Genomic DNA, 21835 nt, shown 5'->3' on the forward strand with positions numbered 1-21835 from the left:
TTTCATGTCATCACAAAGTACATTAGGCTTCCCGGGAAAGCAAAAGGAACTTCAAAAGGAACCTGGCGTCCCATGGTCGAGCCCTTTCCCCTGATCGAAATCTCCGGTCCACCGCGCGAACGTGGACGCCAGTACGGGCAGAAGGCGGTGGCCCGTATCAAGAAAGGCACCACGCACTACTTCGCGCAGTTGAAGGAGCTCTCGCTCGATGCGAAGGGCGTGGCCGAGCTGGTGCGGGATTATCTGCCCGTCATCGAAGCCTTCGAGCCGAGCTATATCGAGGAGATGCGCGGCATCGCCGAAGGTGCCGATGTCCCGTTCGAGGATATCGTCCTGCTCAATGCCCGCACCGAGATCATCAAGCTCGCAAACCCTGCGATCCGCGCGCGCCTGAAGACGCCGGAAGATCCGGATGGCTGCACGGGGGTCGTCGTGCTGCCGCAGGCGACCGCCAGGGGTCGGCTGATCCATGCCCAGAACTGGGACTGGAAGCGCGAATGCGCGGAGACGGCCGTGGTGCTGAAGGTGCGGCGCGACGACGGTCCTGACCTCATGACCTTCACCGAGGCCGGCGCGCTCGGCCGCTGCGGCTTCAATTCCGTCGGGATCGCGATCACCGCGAACTATCTCGAAAGCGACCGCGACTATCGCCAGGTCGGCGTGCCGCTGGCGCTGATCCGCCGCAAGGTTCTCGAGAACGAGCATCTCGCGCTGGCGATGCGTGCGGTCTATTGCACGAAAAAGTCAGCGGCCAACAACATGATCGTCAGCCATCGCGAGGGTGTGGCGATCGACTTCGAATGTGCGCCGGACGAGACGTTCCAGGTGCATCCGCAGAACGGTCTTCTGGTCCATGCCAATCACTTCGTCAGCCCCGTAGCGCTCGGCAAGCTGAAGGACACCGGCATCTTCAACACGCCGGACAGTCTCTACCGTGACATCCGCGTCCGCGACTTGCTGCAGCCGCACATCGGCAGCATCACCTTCGACACCGTCAAGAGCGCGCTGTTCGACGAGTTCGCCTATCCTTGGTCGGTGTGCCGTCCGCCGCGCCGCAATCTCAGCAACAATCTCAGCGCCACCGTGGCGATGATCCTGATGGAGCCGGCGAGCGGGCTGATGCAAGCGGCGCCGCTGCCCGCGCTCAATCGTGAGTTCACCGAGTATCGGCTGGAGATCGACGAGATCGGGCGGGCCGCATTCGAGCGGTCGGCTGCGGCGGGGGCGGCGTGATGCGGCGGCGTCGGCCAGCGCCGGCATGGGCGGTCGGTCTGGCCGCATTGGCCCTGTGGGCCATGCTGGGCAAAGCCGGCGCCGAGACATTGTTGAGGGCGCGGATCAACGCCGATATCCGCTCGACCGATCCCGGCACCAACCGCGATGCGAATACGGATGCGGTGGTCGCGCATATCGTGGAAGGGCTGGTCGCCTTCCGCGACGATACCTCGATTGGCCCGATGTTGGCCGACAGCTGGGCCCTTTCGAACGAGGGCAAGACCTACACGTTCCGCCTGCGGCAAGGCGTCAAGTTCCACAACGGCGCGACGATGACGGCCGATGACGTGGTCTGGTCGCTGAAGCGCTGGCTCGACCCGGCGACGCAATGGCGCTGCCTGTCCGAGTTCAGCGCCAGCGGCATCGCGCGGATCGAGAAGATCGAGGCGCCGGACGCGCAGACCGTGGCCATCACGCTCGATCAGCCGACGGCGCTGTTCCTCCCGACCATCGCGCGGCCCGATTGCGGCCAGACCGCTGTCATTCACCGCGATTCCGTCGGCGCAGACGGCAAATGGATCGCCCCGATCGGCACCGGCCCGTTCAAGCTCGCCGAGTGGAAGCGGGGGCAATATGTCGATGTCGTCCGCTTCGACGGCTACGTCTCACGTAGCGAGCCGCGCACGGGCTATACCGGCGCCAAGGATGTCAAGGTCGACCGCGTGCGCTTCAACGTGATCCCGGACAGTTCGGCCGCGAAGGCGGGGCTGCTCAGCGGTTCGCTCGACGTGATCACGGCACTGTCCATCCCGGATCTCGAGGATCTCAAGTCACGTCCCGAGGTGCAGCTGAGCATCACCCCGTCGCTGAGCCTCACCGGCATCCTGTTCCAGACCAGGGATCCGCTGCTGAAGGATGTGCGGATCCGCCGCGCCATCGCGCTGTCCATCGACACCGCGCAGATCGTCGACGCCGTGATGCTCGGCACGGCACGTCCTAACAATTCAGCACTGCCGATCGGCAGCCCGTTCTACGGCGAAGCGCAATCGCATGGCTACGAGCAGAACATCGCGGAAGCCAAGAAGCTGCTGGTGGAGGCCGGCTATCGCGGCCAGCCGATCAAGATGATCACCAACAAGCGCTACAGCTTTGTGTTCGATGCGTCCGTGCTGGTGCAGGCGATGGCGCAGGGCGTCGGCATCAATATCGAGTTGGAGGTGATGGACTGGGCGGCGCAGCTCGATCGATACAATCGCGGCGACTACCAGTCGATGGCCTTCGTCTATTCGGCGCGGCTTGATCCCTCCCTGAGCTTCGAGATGCTGACCGGGCCGAAAGCGACGCAGCCGCGCAAGGTCTGGGACAATCCGGAGGGGCAGGAGATGCTGCGCCAGTCGATGATGATCGACGACGCCGCGAAGCGGCAAACGTTGTTCGACGACATGCACAAGCGTTTCATCGCCGACGTGCCGATGATCGTGCTGTTCAACGGTGCCGAGCTGACCGCGCTGCGCAACGGCGTCAAGGGCTATGTCGGCTGGCTCTATCCTCAGCCGCGGTTCTGGGGCGTCACGGTCGAGTAGGCAAGGGTACTGCATGCTGGGTTATCTCGCAAGACGGCTGCTCATGACGATCCCGACCTTGCTGCTGGTCGCGATCGGGGTGTTTGCGCTGGTCCGGCTCATTCCAGGCGACCCCGTGCAGGTGATGCTCGGCGATGCCGCCGATCCCGCGCAAGCGGCGCAGTTGCGCGCCCAGCTCGGGCTCGATCAGCCGATCCCGGTTCAGTTCATGCACTGGATCGCAAAGCTTGCGACCGGCGATTTCGGGCACTCCATCACCAACAACCTCGCTGTGTTGCCGCTCATTCTCGAGCGTTTCCAGGTCAGCGCCGTCATCGTGCTGGTGGCGGTGGCTGCGGCTGCCTGCATCGCGGTCCCGGCCGGGCTCGTCGCGGCCAGGAAGCAGAACAGCCTGCTCGATCTCTCCGTCGTCGGCGGCGCCACGCTGCTATTATCGATCCCGAGCTTCTGGCTCGGGCTGCTGCTGCTGTTGCTGTTCGGGCTCAAGCTGAAATGGCTACCGGTGATCGGCTACGTGCCGTTCACCGAGAATTTCTGGCAGGCGGCGAGCTTCATCGTCTTGCCGATCGCGACGCTGACCATGGTCGAGATCGGCGTGCTCACGCGCATGGCGCGGGCCGCGTCCATCGAAGTGCTGCGGCTCGAATATGTCACGCATGCGCGCGCCAAGGGCGTGCCGGAGTGGCGGGTGCTCGCGCGGCACGTCCTGCCCAACGCCTTCGCCCCGACCTGGACCCTGATCGGTCTCGTGCTCGGCCATCTCCTCGGCGGCATCGCCGTGATCGAGACGGTGTTCACGCTGCCCGGTCTCGGCCGGTTGCTGGTCGATTCCATCTTCGCCCGCGATTATCCGGTGGTGCAGGGCTGCCTCCTGTTTACAGCCGTGATCTATGTTGTGGTCAATCTGGTCGTCGATCTCTGCTATCCGCTGTTCGATCCGAGGGTAACGGTGGCATGAGAGTGCGCGCCAACACCGCAATCGGCGGCGTCCTGATGGCGTTCCTGCTCGGCGCTGCCATCACCGGGGCGTTCTGGACGCCGTTCGACCCGCTGCGCATCAATCTGCGTGCACGGCTGCAAGCGCCTTCGTCGCTGCATTGGTTCGGCACGGACGAATTCGGCCGTGACGTGTTGAGCCGCGTCATGGTCGGCGCCGGCGCCAGCGTCGTGATTGCCGTGCTCACAGTGGTGCTCGCGGTTACACTCGGAATGATGATCGGCTGCACGGCCGGCTACGTCAGGGGCTGGGTCGATCGGATCATCATGGCTGTCACCGATGCGCTGCTTGCTTTCCCCGGCATCTTGCTGGCGCTTGCCGTCATGATCGTCGTCGGCGCCAACAAGACCGGCCTGATCCTCGCGCTCGGTCTTGCCTACATTCCGTCCGTGGTCCGCGTAATGCGCGGCACCGTGCTGTCGATCCGCGAGAAGGAATATGTCGAGGCCTCGCGCGTCATCGGCAATTCGGAAGTCTATTCGATGATCCGCCACGTGATGCCGAACGCGATCGCGCCGGTCGCGGTGCTCGCGACCAGCATGTTCGGCTGGGTGCTGCTGGCCGAGAGCGCGCTGAGCTTCCTGGGCCTCGGCGTGCCGCCGCCGGCCCCGACCTGGGGCAACATGCTCGCGGCAAGCCGTCCGTTCATGGAAACCGCGGCCTGGCTCTCGATCGCGCCGGGCCTCTGCATCGCGCTGACGCTACTCGGCATCAATCTGCTCGGCGATTCCTTGCGCGATCGCCTCGACCCGAGGATGGCGCACGGATGACGCTGCTGTCGGTCGAGAATCTGCGCATCGAGGCGTCGGCCAACAAGGCCGCGATCGTCGACGATATCTCCTTCACCGTCGATCGCAGTGAATTCCTCGCCGTTGTCGGCGAATCCGGCAGTGGCAAGACGGCGGCTGCACGTGCCGTGCTCGGGCTGTTGCCACCAGGTCTTCGCAAGGCTGGCGGCCGTATCGTGCTCGACGGCATCGACCTTGCGACCACATCGGCGCGCCAAATGCGCGGACTGCGCGGTCCCGTCGTCGGCATGGTGTTCCAGGAGCCGATGGTCTCGCTCAATCCCGCCATCAGCGTCGGTGCGCAAATGGCGGAGGGGCTCGGCCTGCACGAACGGCTGGGAAAGCGGGAGATCCGCAGTCGCTGCCTCGATATGCTCGCGCGCGTACAGATCCGTGATCCCGAGCGGACGTTCGACGCCTATCCGCACGAATTCTCCGGTGGCATGCGTCAGCGCATCATGCTGGCGTCGGTGATGCTGCTGAAGCCGAAGCTGCTGATCGCGGACGAGCCGACCACGGCGCTCGACACGCTGACGCAGCGCGAGGTGCTTGATCTCATGGTCGGGCTCGCCCGTGACCACGGCACCTCGGTGATGCTGATCACCCACAATCTCGGCCTGGTGTCGCGCTACGCGCAGCGCGCGCTGGTGCTCCGCCAGGGCAAGATGGTCGAGACCGGGACGACGCGACAGATCCTGTTCTCGCCGCAAGAAGCCTATACCAGGCGGCTGGTCGAGGCCCTGCCGCGCCGCGGCGATACGACAAAAGCGCGACAGGCCGGCGAGCCGCTCGTCAGCGTGCGAGGCCTCAAGGTCGGCTTCGGTGGGCGCCAGCGGTTGTTCCGGCGTGATGCGGGCGTTTTGGCGGTCAACGGCGTCGACCTCGACATCGGCGCGGGAGAGACGGTCGCCGTGGTCGGTGGCAGCGGCTCGGGCAAGACGACGCTTGGCCGCGCCATGCTGCGGTTGATCCCGATGTCAGGCGGCGAGATCCGGTTCCAGGGCAGGGACGTGACGGCCACCATCGATCGTGACTTCCGCCTTGCTTCGCAACTGGTGTTCCAGGATCCCTATTCCTCGCTCGATCCTCGCATGCGCGTCGGCGAGATCGTGGCCGAGCCGCTTCGTCACGTCGCACATTTGGCGGCCGATGAACGTGATCGGCGTGTCGAGGCGATGCTGGATGAGGTCGGCCTTGCCGGCCTCGGCACGCGCTGGCCGCACGAATTGTCGGGTGGTCAACGGCAGCGGATCGCGATCGCGCGAGCCATCGTGCGCGAGCCGGCCTTTGTCGTCGCGGACGAACCGGTCTCGGCACTCGACATGACCATCCAGGCGCAGGTGCTGAAGCTGTTCGAGCGGCTTCAGCTGCAATATGGATTTGCCTGCCTGTTCATCAGCCACGATCTCGCGGCCGTCGAGCAGGTGGCCGACAGGGTCGTGGTGATGCAAGGTGGCCGGATTGTCGAGCAGGGCTCGCGCGACGACATCTTCGATCGTCCGCAGCACGATTATACGAAGGCGCTGCTCGCGGCGGCACCCGTGCTGGACTTTGAGGGAACAGCGGCCGTGCGCGCTTCGGGTTGAACGGGCGCAAGAGGGAAGCAGCGCTCCCCTCTTGTAACGGACCGGGCGAATTTACCGTGCGACGCGGCGGCCGCGGCCGGGTTCGAGCGTGCCGATCCGCCGCGACGCTTCGCGATCGTCCACGAGACGGCTGATGATCCGGAGAATCTCGGATCGCGTGTCGATGTCGGCAAATTCGTCGGCCATTCGCGAGGCACGCATGCGGTAGGCAGGGCGATCGAGCACGGTGCGCACCGCCTCTCGGATCGCGTCCGGCGTTGGCTCGTTGGTCGCGAGATTGATGCCGACGCCGGACCATGCGACGCGTGCGTTGACGTCGGCCTTGTCCTCGGTCATGCCCGCCGTGACCAGCGGAATTCCGAAGCTCATGGCCTGGTTGACACTGCCATAACCGCCATTGCTGACCAGCACGTCGACGCGAGGCAGCAGCCATTCGAACGGCAGATAGGTGGCAAGTCTTGCGTTTGACGAGACGGGTGCGGGGATCGCTTCGACCGGGCGACCGCCGGTCGTCGCCACCACCAGCACGTCCGGCTCGTTGGCAAGCGCGATGAGCGTCGGTGCTATCAGTAGCCCCAGATTGTGGTTGGCCACGGTGCCCTGCGTCACCAGCACGACCTTCCGCGACCCATCGAGCTCTTGCGCCCACGACGGCAAGGGCGCCTGGCGCGGAATGATCGGCGGCGTTCCGACGAAATGTACATTGGGTGGAAACGGCCGGGGAAATTCGAAGCTCGGCACGGACAATTGCATATAGGCGTCGGCGAACTCGATGACTGAATGGAACATCGGCTTCGACAGCGGACCGACGCCGAAGCTCTTCAGCACCCTGTTCAGGTTGCGCAGGACCGGCTGGTCGACATCAGCGTCATACGCACCCGCGATGACCGCATATTGCTGGCGCTGCTCTTCCGTGGACGCAGGCGGCAGGCCGAGAAAGTTTGGCGCGCCGTCATCGCGCTCCCAGTGCAGAAACGACGTTCCGCACAGTACAACTGGCGGCCGCATCTCGCGCGGTCCGAGCAGCATCGGAAAGATGCCGAACAGCATGTCGTCGCCGATGATGATGTCGGCCTGAAAGTGTTCCAACGCCTCGTACAAGCCCTGGTTTTGTGCCGGGATGGAGTCGACGAAGATGCGCTCGCAGGCGGTACGTAGCCAGTCGGGCCCCGGAGGAAGGCTCTTCAGCTCGGGGACCACCGAGAGAATATCGCGCAGATCGAAATCCGCGCCCTCCGGAAGCGGGAAGAACTGCGCGCCGTTGGCTTCGATGCGAGCTCGAAATGCGGTCCCTGTCAGGAAGGCAATCTCGTGGTTCTCGGCGACGAGAATGCGCGCAATGGCGAGCAGCGGGTTGAGATGGCCCGTCGCAGGTGTCGAAGCGATGAGAATCTTCATGGAATAGGTCCTCTGATTGTCGAGCATCGGCCGTGGGCGGTCGATGAGCAGAGGGAGAGTGCTGGGATGGCCGTTACGGCAGAACTTCCGCACTGCGCCAAATTGGTTACGGCGGCAATTCATCATGGCGTTGCGGCGGCGATGGACAACGGTACGCCGATCCGGGCGAATCCTGGTCCTGTTACAACGGTAACTCACGCCGCCAATGCTGAAACAGCGCGGTAGTCCCGTCCTCATAGTTACGAAAATCGCTCCTTTCGAGTTCGTGAGGACGAGCATGCCGAATATTGTCAGTCTCATTCTACTGGTGGCTCTTGCGGCATTCATGGTCTGGTTCGGTTGGCGTGCACTGCAGGTCCGGTCGCGCGTCTTGAGATGGAGCGGTGTGGGGCTGGCGGCCGTCTTGACGATCCTGGTGTCGTCGGTCAGCGCGCTGACTGCGACAGGTCTCGTCAGGCAGCACGCGCGCTCCGCGCCTCTTCCAAGCGTCAAGGTCGAACTCACGCCCGAGCGGGTCGCGCGCGGCAAGGCCGTGACCGCCAGCTTTTGCAGCGGATGCCACAAGGCGACGTTGACCGGTGGTGGCAATCTCGCCGAGGATCTTCCGATCAATATCGGCTCGTTCGTGGCCGCCAATCTCACGCCCGCCGGACCACTGAAGCGGTGGTCGGATGGCGAGATTTTTCGCGCCATTCGCAACGGCGTCGATGCGAACGGAGGCTGGCTCACGATCATGTCCTTCACCAACGCGAGCCGGCTGAGCGACGACGACACCGTTGCGGTGATCGCCTATCTTCGCAGTCTCCCGGCCGCGGGCGCGCCCACGCCGGGGCAGCTCGATCGATTCAACCTCGTCGGCCTGGCGATGCTGGGGGCCGGGATGTTGCCGGACGCGAAGCCGGTGACCGCCGCGCGCATTGCTGCGCCCGCAAAAGGGCCGACGGCCGAATACGGCGAGTACCTGCTATCCTATCAGGACTGCCGCGAATGCCACGGCAAGGATCTCAGTGGAGGCGTGCCCGGCCAGTTGCCGCCGCTCGGTCCCGACCTCGGCATTGTCGCGCAGTGGACCTGCGACGAATTCATCGCCACCATGCGCTCCGGCGTCGATCCGAATGGGCACCAGATCGGGGAGAAAATGCCGTGGCGTCCGATCGGACGGATGGACAACGACGAGCTTGTGGCCTTGTATCAATATCTGACGCAGTCACGGCACCCGTAGTATGTCGCGCGGCATCCACAAGCCCGCGAAATGACGTCGACTCATCATCAGGTCATGTCACTTCGGCAGCTGCGCCCGTGCGCTGCCCGATTTTAGAATCGTTCTGAGTTAACTGAACAACGCCGACACTGCTGGTCCGTCGAGGCGATGTTCACTTGGGTAGTAAATCATCTACATCACAATTCATCACGTATCGGAGATTTTGCCGAGTATGACGGCAAAATGACCTATTCGGCTGACATTGAAGGCAACATCTATATTTGTCGTTCGCGCATAAGAAGGCAGGTCGTCGGCACATGACAACGGATTTCAACCGGGTGCCGCCGGCTTCAAAGGAACTCATTTTCGCATCAGCCGAAGCCGGCACGACAAAGTCGGCTAAGGCAAGTTTGAGAGATCAAATATGTTGGCAGACGCCGGCCATGTCATCGTTGTCGATGACGATCCCACCTTGCGGCAAATGGTGATCAAATATCTGGAAGAGCATAATGTACCGGGGAGGGCTGCATCCAACCGTGCCGAATTGCATCGTCATCTCGAGGGAGCGCAACCCTGCTTGATCATTCTCGACCTGCGCCTCGGTCAGGAGGATGGGCTTGACCTGCTGCGGGAGATCCGTTCTCACTCCGATGTGCCCGTGATCATCACGACCGGGCACCGTCCCGATGAGATCGACCGTATCGTCGGTCTTGAGCTGGGCGCCGATGATTACATCATCAAACCGTTCAGCCTCCGGGAACTGTTGGCCCGCGTCCGTGCGGTGTTGCGGCGTCAGGAAATCGGACGGGCCGCTCGCGCGCGGGATCCCGAGCGCGGCGGCTATCGGTTCAACGGCTGGAAGCTCGAGCGCCGCGGCCGCAAGCTGGTCGACGCCAGCAACGCGCCGGTTCCCCTGAGCAAGGGCGAATATGCCCTGCTGCTGGCCTTCCTCGAGGCGCCCGAACGTCCGCTCAGCCGTGAGCACCTGCTCCAGGCAACCCGCATCCACGAAGACATCTTCGATCGCAGCATTGACGTTCAGGTGTTGCGGCTGCGACGCAAGCTGGAGAACGACCCGAGCGCGCCGCGCATCATCCAGACCGAGCGCGGCGTGGGCTACGTCTTCACCGTGCCGGTCGAGCCGTTCTAGGGCGGCTGATGTCGTGATGGTGAAAGCATGGCAGCGGCCGGCTGCAATCGTAACTGTTTTCTGCGCAACAGTGATCCCGGTGTAACAGCCGGACGTCAGGGTGTCTCCTGCAAGCATTGCGTTGGAGAACTCGTCGCATGTTGAAACAGAACTTGCCCTCAAACGTGGTCCGCGTGGTGCGGCCTCTCGAGATGGAAGCCGGCCGCATCGCGGATATTTCGGATCGCCGCAGAAGCGATCGGCGCGACCGTGCGGTGCGGCCCGGCACACTGGGGGATGCACCAAGGCCGCTAAAGCCATCAGCGGAAGCAGACCGTCCGACCAGTTGGTGGTCTGCGTTCTTGCTATCCGTGATGGAGGGATTTGCCCTCTATGGCGCGGCGCTCCATCCGAACGCGACATTTCCGGTGGAAGCGTTGCCGCGCACCGCGCCTCCACGTTCGCCGCGTCCGGACGTCAGCGCACGGATTGATTTGAACGCCCGGCGCCACTGGAGCTGGTGGTCTGCCCTCGGCGAAACGACCGCGGTGCTCTGGAAGCATTGGCGGCGGGAGCGGGAGATCAATCGAGCCGTCGTGGCCCTGTCGAGCTACGACGATCGCACCTTGCGGGATCTCGGCATCAACGGCCGGGCCGACATCGAGCGGGTGGTGAGGTATTGCCGTGATTGCTGACGCTGTTTTCCTCGCAGTTGCCGGACTTGGCTTCTATCGCGCGACCGTGCGCTCCATCATTTTGCGCAGCCGCAGGAGCGGCCTGATCGTAGCGATTCGACATGGCCGCCTCTAAGGAGTGATCGGTGCGGCGGCGAGAGCTGCCGTATCGATCAATAAGACTTGAAGGGTGACGGCCCGATCCGTCGTGGCCCCGCATTGCCGAACCGTAATGCGAAACCTATGTGCAAGGCTTGTCCGGAATCGCTCAGACCAGGATCTTCCATGAGTTGAAGCGTTGGCGCTCTGTCGTGGCGATCGGCGCGCTGCTCCTGGTCTGTCTGCACCCGTCTCAAGCACCGTCTCTCGCCCCGTTCCAGTTGTCGCCGCAGGCGCCGGCGGTGCGCAGTGCGGAAGAGCCCATCACGCCGATGCCACCGGCTCCGGAGATCGATCCTCGCAAGGTCGAGCTCGGTGAGCGCCTGTTCAACGACGCGCGGCTGTCGGTTGACAATTCGCGGACCTGTTCGTCGTGTCATGACATCCGTACCAACGGCGCAAGCGCGAAGCGGCGCGACCTTGGCCGCGATGGCGCCGAGCTGCCGCTGAACACGACCACCGTCTTCAACTCGACGCTCAATTTTCGCTACGGCTGGGAAGGAAAATATCGCTCCGTTGAGGCAGATGTCTCGGCGTCGCTGGTCAATCCGCAGATCATGGGAAGCAGTCTCGCCGGTATCGCCGCAAAGCTGGATCTCGATCCAGGCATGCGGACGGCCTTTGTCGCTGCTTACGGCCACCGGCCGGATCCGGGCAATATCGTCGATGCGATCGCGAGCTTTCAGCGCACCCTGGTCACGCCCGGCAGCCGGTTTGACCGCTGGCTCGCCGGAGACAAGTCTGCGCTGTCGGACAAGGAGCTGGACGGATACAGGCTGTTCAAGTCACTCGGATGCGCGTCATGCCATCAGGGGGTGAATGTCGGCGGCAATCTGTTTCAGCGTCACGGTATCTTTCATCCGCTGGCGTCGCCAGATCCCGCGATCCTGCGGGTGCCGAGCCTGCGCAATGTCGCGACGACTGCACCCTATTTTCATGATGGCAGCGCGCCCACGCTCGAAGATGCAGTCCGCAAAATGGGCTTCGCGCAATTGAATGCGACATTGACCGATCAGCAGGTGGAGGCGCTGGTCGCCTATCTCAACAGCCTGACCGGACAATATCGCGGCGTGCCTGTCGGAGGTGGACCATGAAAGTCGCTCCTGGTGCGGTCGGCGTGTCCTTTTTGCTGGCGCTGCTGACCTGGCTTCTCTTCAACGGCCTCAACCTGAATTCGGACCGCTATGATCGCCAGACCCAGGCTCTCGCGGATTTCACCCGGTTCGAACGCGGCATGAGCCGCGAAGTCCTGACATCGCGCGCCGGTCTGTCACGAAACTATGACGCCCTGGTGCGGATGGTCGAGGCCTATGACGCGGCGGTGGTGCGGTTGCGCGAAGCCGCGGGCTCGGACAGGGAGGAGAATGCCGCGATCGACATCCTGGCCGAGCGCGCCCGCCGGCAGGAGGAATTGATCGAGCAGTTCAAGAGCCAGAATGCGCTGCTGCAGAATTCCTTTGCCTATTTCGGCATGTTCAGCGCCCGTCTTTCCGCGTCGGATGACAAGCCGCTGGTCGCGGGCGTCTCCGCGCTTGCGGCTGCCATGCTGCAGTTGACGATCGATACGTCCAGTGCCGGTGCAGGTGAGGTGCAGGGCCAGCTCGACAGACTGGCCCTCCTGCAGGCGCCGCCCGACGAAGCGGCCTCGATACACGCGATCATTGCGCACGGCCAGTTGTTGCATGACCTGCTTCCGGCGGTGGATGGCATTCTGAAAGCCGTGGTCGCCGAAGCCAGCAACCGCGAGCAGGACGCTGTTCACGCCCTGATCATCAAGCGCCAGCTCAGCGCGCGAGCGGCGGCGCGCAAAAATCGTCTTTTGCAGTATCTCACCTCGCTGCTGCTGCTCGGTGGCCTGGTGTATTTCGGCCTGTTGTTGCGTGCGCGTGCCAGGGCGCTGCGACGTCGTGCCGCCTTCGAGCATGTGATCGCGAATATCTCGATGCGTTTCATCTATTCGCACGGAGACGAGCTCAGGGATCATGTCGAGCACGCACTGGAGGAGCTGGCGGGGTGCATCGGTGCAGACAGGGCTTATTTCGCTTGGCGGTCAGCGACCAACGGGAATGTCTACCGGTGGTCCCGCGACGGCGTGCGCCTCGACGAGGGGTGGCCGGAGCGGGCGCTTGGCCTGGCCCAGCGGTTCGACGGCGGCGAGGACGTCATCATCTATATTCCCAAGGTCAGACCGTCACATCCCCACGATGTGATGAATCTCCTCGAACAAGCCGGTATTCGCGGCTGGCTCTGCATCAAGACCCTGTCGGGACAACAACAGGGAGCCATTCTCGGCTTCGAGGCGGTGCAGGCCTCGGCGCTGAGCCAATGGGCCGAGTTTGCGCTCTTCCGCATGGCGTTCGATGCCATCCGCAATGCCGTGCGGCGCGTGAAGCTGGAGCAGGAGAAGGAGCGGCTCGAGGCAAGCCTGCAACAGGCGCGGCGGATGGAAACGATCGGTACGTTCGCAAGCGGCATCGCGCATAATTTCAACAACATCGTCGGAGCGATCCTCGGTTATGTCGAAATGGCCGATAGCGGGATCAAGCCGGGAAGCCGGCCTGCGGCGAGCCTTGCCGAAATCCGCAGGGCAGGCGAGCGGGCACGCGAGCTGGTGGGGCAGATCCTGACCTTCGGCCGGCGTAGCCGGGGCAGGCAGGAACGCGTACGCGTCGAGGTGCTGGTTGCGGAGACTGCAGCTCTTCTCGCCGCATCCTTGCCATCGCACGTCAAGCTCACGATCAGCCAGGGCGTTGAGACCGCGACCGTATCGGGTGAACCGGAACAGTTGCAGCAGGTCATTCTCAATCTCTGCAACAATGCAGCGCAGGCATTGGAGGAGCCGGGCTTCGTTGACCTGCGCATCGCCGAGCGCGAAGTCATCCATCCGCTGCGGATCGGACGGACAGACCTGGGATCGGGCCGCTTCGTCGTTATCTCGGTCTCCGACCCCGGACCCGGGATGGACGACGCCACGCTGGAGCGCATTTTCGAACCGTTTTTCACGACGCGTATCGACGGCACCGGTCTTGGGTTGGCAACGGTTCGCGAGATCGTCGAACAGCATGGTGGCGCAGTCGCCGTGCAGAGCGCGCCGGGTGAGGGGACCCGCTTCGATGTATGGCTGCCGTCCGACGGTTCGCGCGAACCGGTGTCGCTGCAACAGGCACCGCCTCTCGCGTTTCGGGGCGCAGGCGAGACGATCCTGGTGCTCGAGACCGATCGCAGGCGCTTGTTGCGCCACGAGGAGATCCTGGCGGCACTCGGCTACGAGCCGGTCGGTTTCACAGGGCTTGCCGAGGCCGAGGCGGCGTGCCGGTCGGCTCGGGCGCGCTTCGACGCGGCACTGGTGTGTCACTTGCCGGGTGGTTCTTCGCTCGATCTCGCAGCATCGCTGCACAGGGCGGCACCGGGCTTGCCGATCATCCTCGCAAGCCCGTCGACGCGCGATCTTGCCGCGCACCTTCTGGCTGCGTCTGGAATCACCGGGATGGTTCATCACCCGCTGATGTCGTCCGAGCTCGCCATGACACTCGCACGATGTCTGGCCGCAACACCGGCCGGCAGCGGATTGCGACAGATCGCGACTGCTCGCTAGCGCAGTTTGGTGGCTCGCGATCGCGCAGTTTCACCGGTAACGCGATCTCGCGGACACGAAGTCACTATGTAGCGCGCAGCTTCTATCGATTGCCCTCGGTTGTTCATCTGAGAACGACCGATCGTGACTGCGATAGGAGAAGGATGATGTCGAAAAGACTTGGCTTGATCAGCGTGGCTACCTCGCTTCTGTTGGGCTCGGCGCCTGTCGTCGCCGGCAGTGCCGACATGACAACCCATCGCTTCGCCCTCAGTTTGCCGGGGCAGGCTCCCGTTGGTCATCGCCAGCCGCGCCTCAGCGACGTGGCCGGAGCGACGCAATTGTCATCGTCGGATCTGGAGCTGCGGCGGCTCGACGCGGAGATCGATCGCAAGCTGGTCATCTGTCGCGGCTGTTGAAGGCCTCACAGCGCATTTGCGTAAGGTCCATTGATGAGCCAATCCTTGTCCGGCGAAAGCCTGCGCCGCGGGAGGCTTTCAAGCTCGGGCCGTTCGTTCCTGGCGGCGGCGCGCCATCGCGCCGGCGTCTGGCCGCTGATGCGCTTGAACACGGTCGAGAAATGCGCCTGGGTGCTGAACCCGACGGCAAGAGCGATCTCGGCCAGCGGGCGCTGCGTCGTCGTCAGCAGCGACTTTGCATGCTCGATTCGATGATTGAGCAGGTATTCGCGAGGACGGTATCCGGTCGCTGCACGGAACTGTGCGGCGAAATGCATCCTCGAGAGACCCGCAACATTGGCGAGCTCGGACAGGCTGATACTGCGTTCGAAATGAGCGGCGATATGTTGCTCGACGCGCCGCAGGCGCCATTTCGGCAGAGCATTGACCTTGGCGCGCGGCAATTCCGGCCCGGCCAGATGCATGGCAAGAATCTGGCCAATGCAATGGGCAAATCGGTAACCGGCGGCGTCGCCTTGCTCGGCGAGCGCCTTGGCAAGGCCCGCGGCGAGCGGATCGCGCAACAGAACGAGGTCGTCGAGCCCTTCAGCTGCTCCCTGCGCCCATCGTGTCGGGAAATGCTCCGCAGAGATGTGGACGTGCAGGAAAGCGCAGGGCGCCTGGAATTGGGCGCTCAGCTGTCTCGACGGTGCGCTGACGTACAGGGTCCCTGACGGCATGGTGCCGTCGAAGATGATCCGGCGCTCCCTGGTCAGGATGGCACGCGTCGTCTTCAACGCTATGCCGACGAAATATCGGTCGGACGGCGTCGTCGCTGCGTGCCACGAGGCCTCCCGTGGGTCGTCCCATCGCGAGATCGTGACATCGTCCAGGGCAGCCTGCCCGCTGCAAACGATCTGACGCCACTTGGCTTCCCGGGCGATTGCCTGCGCCACGTGAGGTCCTTCGTGATCTCTCGGGCCGGCCGGGAGATCGATCCGGGCGTGGGTCTCGTGCAATTCGGTCAGCATCGCTTATTCCTTCTGAGCTTTGCGGTCGTTCGCTATGACCGGTGAACTCGCATCCTCGGTATGCTGACAGGATAGGCGCGGGCAGGCTTGGAAGCCCGTTAGGGGTGATTAGGATGTGTTAGATTGTGTGGGAGCGGACGTGGTGCGGCAGCTGGTCGCGGGAGGCTGGATTCTTGCCAATATTTCAAAGGTTTGGATCAAGCGGAGGACGCTATTGCCGTGTCGGCTATTGCTGCGTCCCGTTCCATGACGCAGATCTTGCTCGTGCTCGCGTCGATCGAGTCTGCCCCGTGAACTGCAAGTGACCGAGCTCCCCTTGGAAAATGCCTCTCGTGGCAAAGGTTTCGCGAGCCTTGATCTCGATGCGGTTTCGTTTGGGCCGTTCTCCCTGCGGTCGCGTCTGCTCGAGCGGGACGGTGTGCCGGTCAAGCTGGGCAGCCGCGCGATGGATATCTTGCGCCTGCTGATAAGCCGGGCCGGCGAGGTCGTGCCGAAGAACGAAATCCTGGCTTTTGCCTGGTCCGGTCTGGCCGTCGAGGAGATCAGCCTGCGGGTCCACGTCGCCGAGCTCCGAAAGGTTCTGGGCGACGGCAAGGACGGCGCTCGCTACATCACGAACATCCCGAGCCGCGGCTATTGCTTCGTCGCGACGGTGGAACGCGGCGAGATCCGGCCGGCGTCGAAGCCTGCGCCGCAGGTTGCCGGAAGCGTGGCGTCGCCCTTGTCCTTGCCGTATCGCCTGGACAGGATGATCGGCCGGGAGGACGTGCTGTCGGAGCTGGCATCGCGCCTGCTCAGTGAGCGCTTCGTCACGCTCAGAGGTCCTGGCGGCATCGGCAAGACCACTGTCGCGATCGCACTGGCGCACGAGATGTGGGAGACGTTCGAGGGCAGCGTCCATTTTCTCGACCTCGGCCCTTTGAAGGACGCGGCGCTCGTCGCCAGCACTTTGGCCGCCACGCTGGGTCTTGTCGTCCATCATTCCGATCCGACCGGCAGTGTCGTCAGCTTTCTGCGCGGCCGCCGCCTGCTGCTGATCCTCGACAGTTGCGAGCATGTGATCGACGAGGTCGCACGCCTCGCAGAGACCATTCACCGCGAGGCGCCGGGCGTCAGCCTTCTCGCGACCAGCCGCGAGTCGCTGTTGGTGGAAGGCGAACAGATTTTCGAGCTCGTTCCGCTGCCGGGCCCGCCGCAGGGCGCCGGTCTTAGCGCAAACGAAATGGTGAATTATCCGGCGGCACGCCTGTTCATGGAGCGCGCCGCCGCGGCCGGTCACAGGTCCGACGTCCCCGATGAGGACGCGGAGATCCTTGCGGAGATCTGCGGCAAGCTGGATGGCATTGCCCTCGCGATCGAGCTCGCCGCCGCGCGCGTGGGCGTGTACGGGTTGCGGGAGATGGCTGCGCTGCTCGACAGTCGTTTGAAGCTCGAATGGCGCGGCCGGCGCACGGCGCCGCCGCGGCAACAGACCCTCGGCGCGACGCTTGACTGGAGTTTTAGTCTGATCGGGGAGACCGAGCGGATCGTGCTTCAGCGCCTCGCCGTCTTTGCAGGCTCCTTCACGCTTCAGGACGCGATCGCGGTCGCGGCCGCCGAGACCGAGCCGGTCGAACGTGTCGTCGATGCGCTGGAGCAACTGGTGGCCAAGTCGCTGGTGTCGACACGGCCGGAGGGCGCTTCGCGCCGCTACCGCCTGCTCGACGCCACGCGCGTGTATGCTCTCCAGAAGCTGGTCGAAGCCGGCGAGGCGCAAGCGGTTGCACGCCGGCATGCCGGCTACGTTCAGCGCTCGCTGGAAGCCAGCATGATCGAGGTGGCGGGCGGCGATCAGGCTTCGCGTTCGCAGAGCCGCGCGAGCCTGCTCGCCGATGCCCGTGCCGCGCTGGAATGGAGCTATGCCAACGATTTCGGCGCCGATTTGCGCGTGCCGCTGGCGGGGAGTTGCGCTCGGCTGTTCGTCGAGCTCAATCTGCTCAACGAGGCGCGGCTGTGGTCCCAGCGCGCGCTTGCGATGCTCGATGACACCAGCCGCGGCAGCAGATGGGAGCTCGAGCTCCAGTCGACGCTCGGCCACGCCTTCATGTTCACGGAACGCAACAGCGAGCAGGCCGAGAGCGCGCTGAAGCACGGTCTGGAGATCGCGGAAGCCTTGGGCGACCATGCCAACAAGTTCAGGCTGCTGTCGCGGCTGAACATGTTCTATCGCCGGACCGGCGATTTCCGGCATCTGGTCCCGATCGCGCTGGAGGCCGAGCGGGTCGCGCGCCTGATTGGGGATACCGCAGGCATCGCCGGGAGCAAGGCTCTCGTCGGCGTGTCCTATCATCTCGTCGGCAACCAGACTGAGGCGCAAGCTCATTTGGACGAGGGCGTGCGCGACGACGCGGCGCTGCGCGGGGCGCAACCTGGTCATTTTGCCTATTCGCGCACGCCGCAGATTCCATTGGCGCGGGTGCTGTGGTTGCGCGGCTTCCCCGACAATGCGATGGAATGCGTCCGACCGCTTATCGGCGCGGCTGCGCCACGCGACGTCGTGATGCATTGTATTGCGCTGTGCTGGTCGGCCTCGGTGTTTGGCTGGGTCGGCGACTGGGCCACCGTCGAGGCGTTGACCGGGCGGCTCGCGACGCATGCCGGCATGCATGGGCTCGCGCCTTACGAGGCCGTCGCGGCCGGCTTTCGGGCCCAGACCATGATCGCCCGCGGCAATGTGAGGGAGGGGATCGACTTGCTGCGAACCGCGCTGCCACGCCTGCACGCTGATCGTTACGAACTCTACGCGTCGGCCTTCATTGCGGAACTGTCGCAGGGGCTGGCTGCGCTCGGTCAATCGGCGGAGGGACGTGCTGTCCTGCAAGAGGCGATCGCTCGCATCGGGCCCGAGGGCGCGGCTTTCGACATGCCGGAGCTCCTGCGCCTGCGCGGCGAGCTTGAGGCGCGCGGTGACGAACTGGACGCTGCAGAAGCAAGTTTTGCCGCGTCGATTGCGATGGCCGAGCGGCAGGGGGCCCTGTCCTGGCGGTTGCGAAGTGAGATGTCGTTGGCGCGGCTGCGGCGTCGTCAAGGCGTTCGAAATCCGCTCGACGATCTCGCCAAAACCCACGCGCGCTTCTCGGAAGGATTTGAGACCGCCGATCTGAGAGCGGCACGGGCGATGCTGGACGAGGACTGAAGGGATGATTTCTCAGTCGAACCGGACATCCGAGAGGTCAATCGACACCATCAGCGCATCGCGCATCGGCATCAGATCGTCGTCGCGGAGATAGATTCGCCGGCGCGTCGGAGTCGTGATCCCGCCGATCGTGACGGGATCAGACGCATATTGCGTGGCGGGAAAATGTCCGGCGATTTCGACTCGATAGTCATGCCGCCGGATCAGCATGTCCGAGCCGAAATAGAAGTCCTGCTCGAGGCTGTGACTTGCGATAGCTGCCGGAAAGCTCGCGCGCAGTCCGCGCCAGATCTCGGCACCTTCGCGCCAGGGCGCGATCTCGCGCACCTCGAATCCGTCCATGGCGAGCAGGAAGGGCGTGGTCAGATAGGTCCATAGCGCGTAGCCGTTGAAATAGGCGCTGTGCAGCGGATCCCAATGCGTCCGCATGTCGTGCCGTGCGAACGAAGCGCGCGGATTCTTCCGCTCGGCCGCGATACGTCCATCCGCGGTGACGATGGCGATGCGGTCGGGACTGAACTCGGTGCGCTGGCCAGGTTTCCCGAACGGCTCGAGCGATGCCCACTGGCGATGCAGATCGATCCGCATCGTGCGCGGATCCTGATCCTGATCGAGGCCTTTCAACGCCCACAAATCCCCTCCCGTCACGATCGTGGCGGTGAGGCGCCTGTGTGCGTTCCATCGGCTCAGGCCACCATAGGCTTCGATCGCATTTGCCAGCAGCGGAATCATCCTGGCCGTTCCCTCTCGCATGGGGTGATGTCACTCCATAGCGATAGGCCCGAACGCAGGCGGCCGCCCGTTAAGCGTTGTTAAGCGCCGTTGAGCTGCCAGCGGGGCGCATCCCGGGCGGCACCGTTGGGCTCGCGGTGCTAATGGCCGTCGAGCCGCGCCAGGAAGTCGCGGACGAGCGACGCGATCTCATCGGTTGCCTCGTCCAGCGCGAAATGGCCGGCTTCCAGGATATGAACCTCGGCATCGGGCACGTCGTCGCGATAGGCGGTGGCGCCGGCAACGGTGAAGGACGGATCATATTTACCCCAGACCACCAGCGTCGGCGGCTTGGTCTTGCGCAGCCACTCCTGCCACTTCGGATAGGACGCGACATTGGTGCGATAATCCAGGAACAGCGTGGTCTGGATTTCCGGCTGTCCGGGACGGGTCAGGAACGCATATTCGTCGGTCCAGGTGTCGGGGTCGTAGCGCTCCGGGCGCGGGCTCGCGCCGAGGTGCCGCTGCCGCGTCGCTTCGAGGGACGTAAAGTTGGCTTTGAGCGCTTCGAGCTCGTGCGCCGGATCGGCCCAGTATTTCCGCCGCGCAGCCCAGAGCGGGCTGAGGCCTTGCTCATGCGACACTGCATTCTGGATGACGATGGCGCGGACCCGTTCGGGGTGCGCCAGCGCCATCCGGAAGCCGACAGGACCGCCGTAATCCTGGATGAACAGGACGTAATTGCTCAGGCCAAGCTTGCCCGTCAGTTCGCCGATCACACCGGCGATGTTGTCGAACGTGTAGTTGAAACCAGACGGCGGCGGTGCGCTGCTGTTGCCGAAGCCGGGATAATCGGGTGCGATGAGGTGGTACTTGTCCGCAAGCAGCGGCAGCAATGGCTCCCACATCCGCGAGGAGGATGGAAAGCCGTGAAGCAGCAGCACGGTCGGTGCATCCGCCGGCCCGGCCTCGCGATAGAAGATCTTGAGGCCCTGGACGTCGACCGTGTGATAGCTGATCGAGCGCCGGCTGGACCGCAGGTCTTGGGCAGAGGCGGGCAGCGCCATGCCGACAAGAGCGGCCGAGAGGGTGAGCAAGGTCGGGATGTTCATGACGCTGCGCCTTTCGTATTTGGAGAGATGGGTCGGGGAGCCGTGTTATCCAGCGGCCACCATAATGGACTTGAGGCCGAGGTCGCTTATTCCCTCACGGCCGTGCCGGGCAGCCTCCGCGCGGCGGACGACATCTGTCAGCTCGGGCGTAAAGCTCTCGTCGCCGTCCTCGATATGCCCGGTCAATCGCGCGGTCACCTCCTGGAATACCCAGCCATTGCCAGCGGTGGAGTTGCGCGAGTTTCAATTTTGAAGGGGATGGAGAGGTGCTCGTTGCACCTCTCCTGGAGCGCGTGCTTAGGCGGCCGACTTGGCCTGCTGGGCCAGTGCAGCGAGCAGCGCCTGTGCCGCCGGACCGGAGGAGTGCGGGTTCTGGCCGGTGATCAGGAGGCCGTCCTTGACGACGTGAACGCCCCAATTGGCGGTCTTCGAGAAGACGGCACCGAGCTTGAGCATCTCGTCCTCGACGAGGAAGGGCACGACCTTGGTGAGCCCCACCTCTTCCTCTTCACCGTTGGTGAAGCCCGTCACTTCCTTGCCTTCGACCAGCAGCTTGCCGTTCGGCGCCTTGACGTGGCGTAGCGCGCCAGTGGAGTGGCAGACCACCGCGATCGTCTTGCCGGCGGCGATGAAGGACTCGATCAGCTTGGCCGAATCCTTGTCCTCGGCGAGATCCCACATTGGGCCGTGGCCGCCGGGATAGAACACGGTGTCGAAGTCTTCCTGCCTGACGCTGTCGAGGCGAACCGTCTTGTCGAGCTGGGCTTCGGCGGCGGCGTCCTTCTCGAAGCGGAGCGTGAGGTCCGTGCGGAACTCGGGCTCGTTGCTCTTGGGATCGAGCGGCGGACGGCCGCCCTTCGGCGAGGCGAGTGTGATCTCGGCCCCGGAATCCTTGAAGACGAAATAGGGCGCCGCAAGCTCCTCGAGCCAGAAACCGGTCTTGCGTCCGGTGTTGCCCAACTGGTCGTGCGAGGTGATGACCATCAATACTTTCATAGCTGTCTCCCGTGATTGCGTTCGCTGGATGACGCAGCCCGTCGTGACGGAACTGCGCCGGCGTAGGTCTCGTTCGAGCCCGCAACGTTGTTCGCTGCTCGTGAGACG

General features: G+C 64.0%; 18 protein-coding genes. 12 read left to right on the forward strand and 6 right to left on the reverse strand.

What is annotated here, in order from left to right; all coding sequences use genetic code 11:
• Window positions 1–72 precede the first annotated feature (72 nt).
• The 5 genes from NLM32_RS18590 to NLM32_RS18610 are packed head-to-tail and all read left to right on the forward strand — an operon-like array spanning window position 73 to window position 6169.
• Entirely contained in the window at window positions 73–1233 is a 1161-nt protein-coding gene (locus NLM32_RS18590; protein ID WP_254130365.1) for a C45 family peptidase, read from the forward strand.
• Entirely contained in the window at window positions 1233–2798 is a 1566-nt protein-coding gene (locus NLM32_RS18595) for an ABC transporter substrate-binding protein (protein WP_254130366.1), read from the forward strand. Before NLM32_RS18590 ends, NLM32_RS18595 begins: the two co-directional genes overlap by 1 nt.
• Before the next feature lie 13 nt (window positions 2799–2811).
• Window positions 2812–3756 (forward strand): ABC transporter permease, encoded by a 945-nt coding sequence (locus NLM32_RS18600; protein WP_254130367.1) that lies wholly within the window; start codon window positions 2812–2814, stop codon window positions 3754–3756.
• On the forward strand, window positions 3753–4565 hold the full coding sequence (locus tag NLM32_RS18605; protein ID WP_254130368.1) for an ABC transporter permease: 813 nt from the start codon (window positions 3753–3755) through the stop codon (window positions 4563–4565). Before NLM32_RS18600 ends, NLM32_RS18605 begins: the two co-directional genes overlap by 4 nt.
• Complete coding sequence (locus NLM32_RS18610; RefSeq protein ID WP_254130369.1) at window positions 4562–6169, forward strand: ABC transporter ATP-binding protein; 1608 nt, start codon at window positions 4562–4564, stop codon at window positions 6167–6169. The genes NLM32_RS18605 and NLM32_RS18610 overlap by 4 nt, the downstream gene beginning before the upstream one ends.
• Window positions 6170–6220: 51 nt before the next feature.
• On the opposite strand, the gene NLM32_RS18615 is transcribed toward NLM32_RS18610, so the two are convergent.
• A complete protein-coding gene (locus tag NLM32_RS18615) occupies window positions 6221–7567 on the reverse strand; it encodes a glycosyltransferase (protein WP_254130370.1) in 1347 nt (448 codons plus the stop codon).
• Window positions 7568–7844: 277 nt separating this feature from the next.
• Here NLM32_RS18615 and NLM32_RS18620 point away from each other — a divergent pair, with 277 nt between their 5' ends.
• From NLM32_RS18620 to NLM32_RS18645, 6 genes are all read left to right on the forward strand, one after another.
• Window positions 7845–8789, forward strand: coding sequence for a cytochrome c (locus NLM32_RS18620; protein WP_254130371.1), 945 nt, complete (start codon window positions 7845–7847; stop codon window positions 8787–8789).
• 403 nt (window positions 8790–9192) lie between these two features.
• Window positions 9193–9918 carry a response regulator gene (locus NLM32_RS18625; RefSeq protein ID WP_254130372.1) on the forward strand — a complete coding sequence of 242 codons (726 nt, stop codon included), beginning with the start codon at window positions 9193–9195 and terminating at the stop codon, window positions 9916–9918.
• A 191-nt stretch (window positions 9919–10109) separates the two neighbouring features.
• A complete protein-coding gene (locus tag NLM32_RS18630; protein ID WP_254130373.1) occupies window positions 10110–10592 on the forward strand; it encodes a DUF1127 domain-containing protein in 483 nt (160 codons plus the stop codon).
• Between the two features lie 233 nt (window positions 10593–10825).
• Window positions 10826–11824, forward strand: a complete 999-nt coding sequence (locus NLM32_RS18635) for a cytochrome-c peroxidase (RefSeq protein ID WP_254130374.1) — start codon at window positions 10826–10828, stop codon at window positions 11822–11824.
• Window positions 11821–14325 carry a two-component system VirA-like sensor kinase gene (locus tag NLM32_RS18640; RefSeq protein WP_254130375.1) on the forward strand — a complete coding sequence of 835 codons (2505 nt, stop codon included), beginning with the start codon at window positions 11821–11823 and terminating at the stop codon, window positions 14323–14325. The genes NLM32_RS18635 and NLM32_RS18640 overlap by 4 nt, the downstream gene beginning before the upstream one ends.
• 143 nt (window positions 14326–14468) lie before the next feature.
• Entirely contained in the window at window positions 14469–14723 is a 255-nt protein-coding gene (locus NLM32_RS18645) for a hypothetical protein (protein WP_254130376.1), read from the forward strand.
• Between the two features lie 5 nt (window positions 14724–14728).
• Here NLM32_RS18645 and NLM32_RS18650 read toward each other — a convergent pair whose 3' ends face one another.
• Window positions 14729–15733, reverse strand: coding sequence for an AraC family transcriptional regulator (locus NLM32_RS18650; protein WP_254130377.1), 1005 nt, complete (start codon window positions 15731–15733; stop codon window positions 14729–14731).
• Between the two features lie 316 nt (window positions 15734–16049).
• On the opposite strand from NLM32_RS18650, the gene NLM32_RS18655 reads away from it, so the two are divergent.
• The gene (locus NLM32_RS18655) at window positions 16050–18908 is read left to right on the forward strand and encodes a winged helix-turn-helix domain-containing protein (RefSeq protein ID WP_256568269.1); all 2859 of its coding nucleotides are present in this window, start codon (window positions 16050–16052) and stop codon (window positions 18906–18908) included.
• A 12-nt stretch (window positions 18909–18920) separates the two neighbouring features.
• Here the strand turns inward: NLM32_RS18655 and NLM32_RS18660 are convergent, their stop codons facing one another.
• The 4 genes from NLM32_RS18660 to NLM32_RS18675 all read right to left on the reverse strand — a co-directional run bounded on the left by NLM32_RS18660 (window position 18921) and on the right by NLM32_RS18675 (window position 21727).
• Complete coding sequence (locus tag NLM32_RS18660) at window positions 18921–19661, reverse strand: hypothetical protein (protein ID WP_254130378.1); 741 nt, start codon at window positions 19659–19661, stop codon at window positions 18921–18923.
• A 119-nt stretch (window positions 19662–19780) separates the two neighbouring features.
• Complete coding sequence (locus NLM32_RS18665; protein WP_254130379.1) at window positions 19781–20731, reverse strand: alpha/beta fold hydrolase; 951 nt, start codon at window positions 20729–20731, stop codon at window positions 19781–19783.
• A gap of 45 nt (window positions 20732–20776) precedes the next feature.
• Window positions 20777–20917 carry a hypothetical protein gene (locus tag NLM32_RS18670; protein WP_254130380.1) on the reverse strand — a complete coding sequence of 47 codons (141 nt, stop codon included), beginning with the start codon at window positions 20915–20917 and terminating at the stop codon, window positions 20777–20779.
• 111 nt (window positions 20918–21028) lie between these two features.
• Window positions 21029–21727 (reverse strand): type 1 glutamine amidotransferase domain-containing protein, encoded by a 699-nt coding sequence (locus tag NLM32_RS18675; protein ID WP_254130381.1) that lies wholly within the window; start codon window positions 21725–21727, stop codon window positions 21029–21031.
• Between the last annotated feature and the right edge of the window lie 108 nt (window positions 21728–21835).

Origin of the sequence: Bradyrhizobium sp. CCGUVB14 (genome assembly GCF_024199935.1) — a bacterium.
Taxonomy (GTDB): domain Bacteria; phylum Pseudomonadota; class Alphaproteobacteria; order Rhizobiales; family Xanthobacteraceae; genus Bradyrhizobium.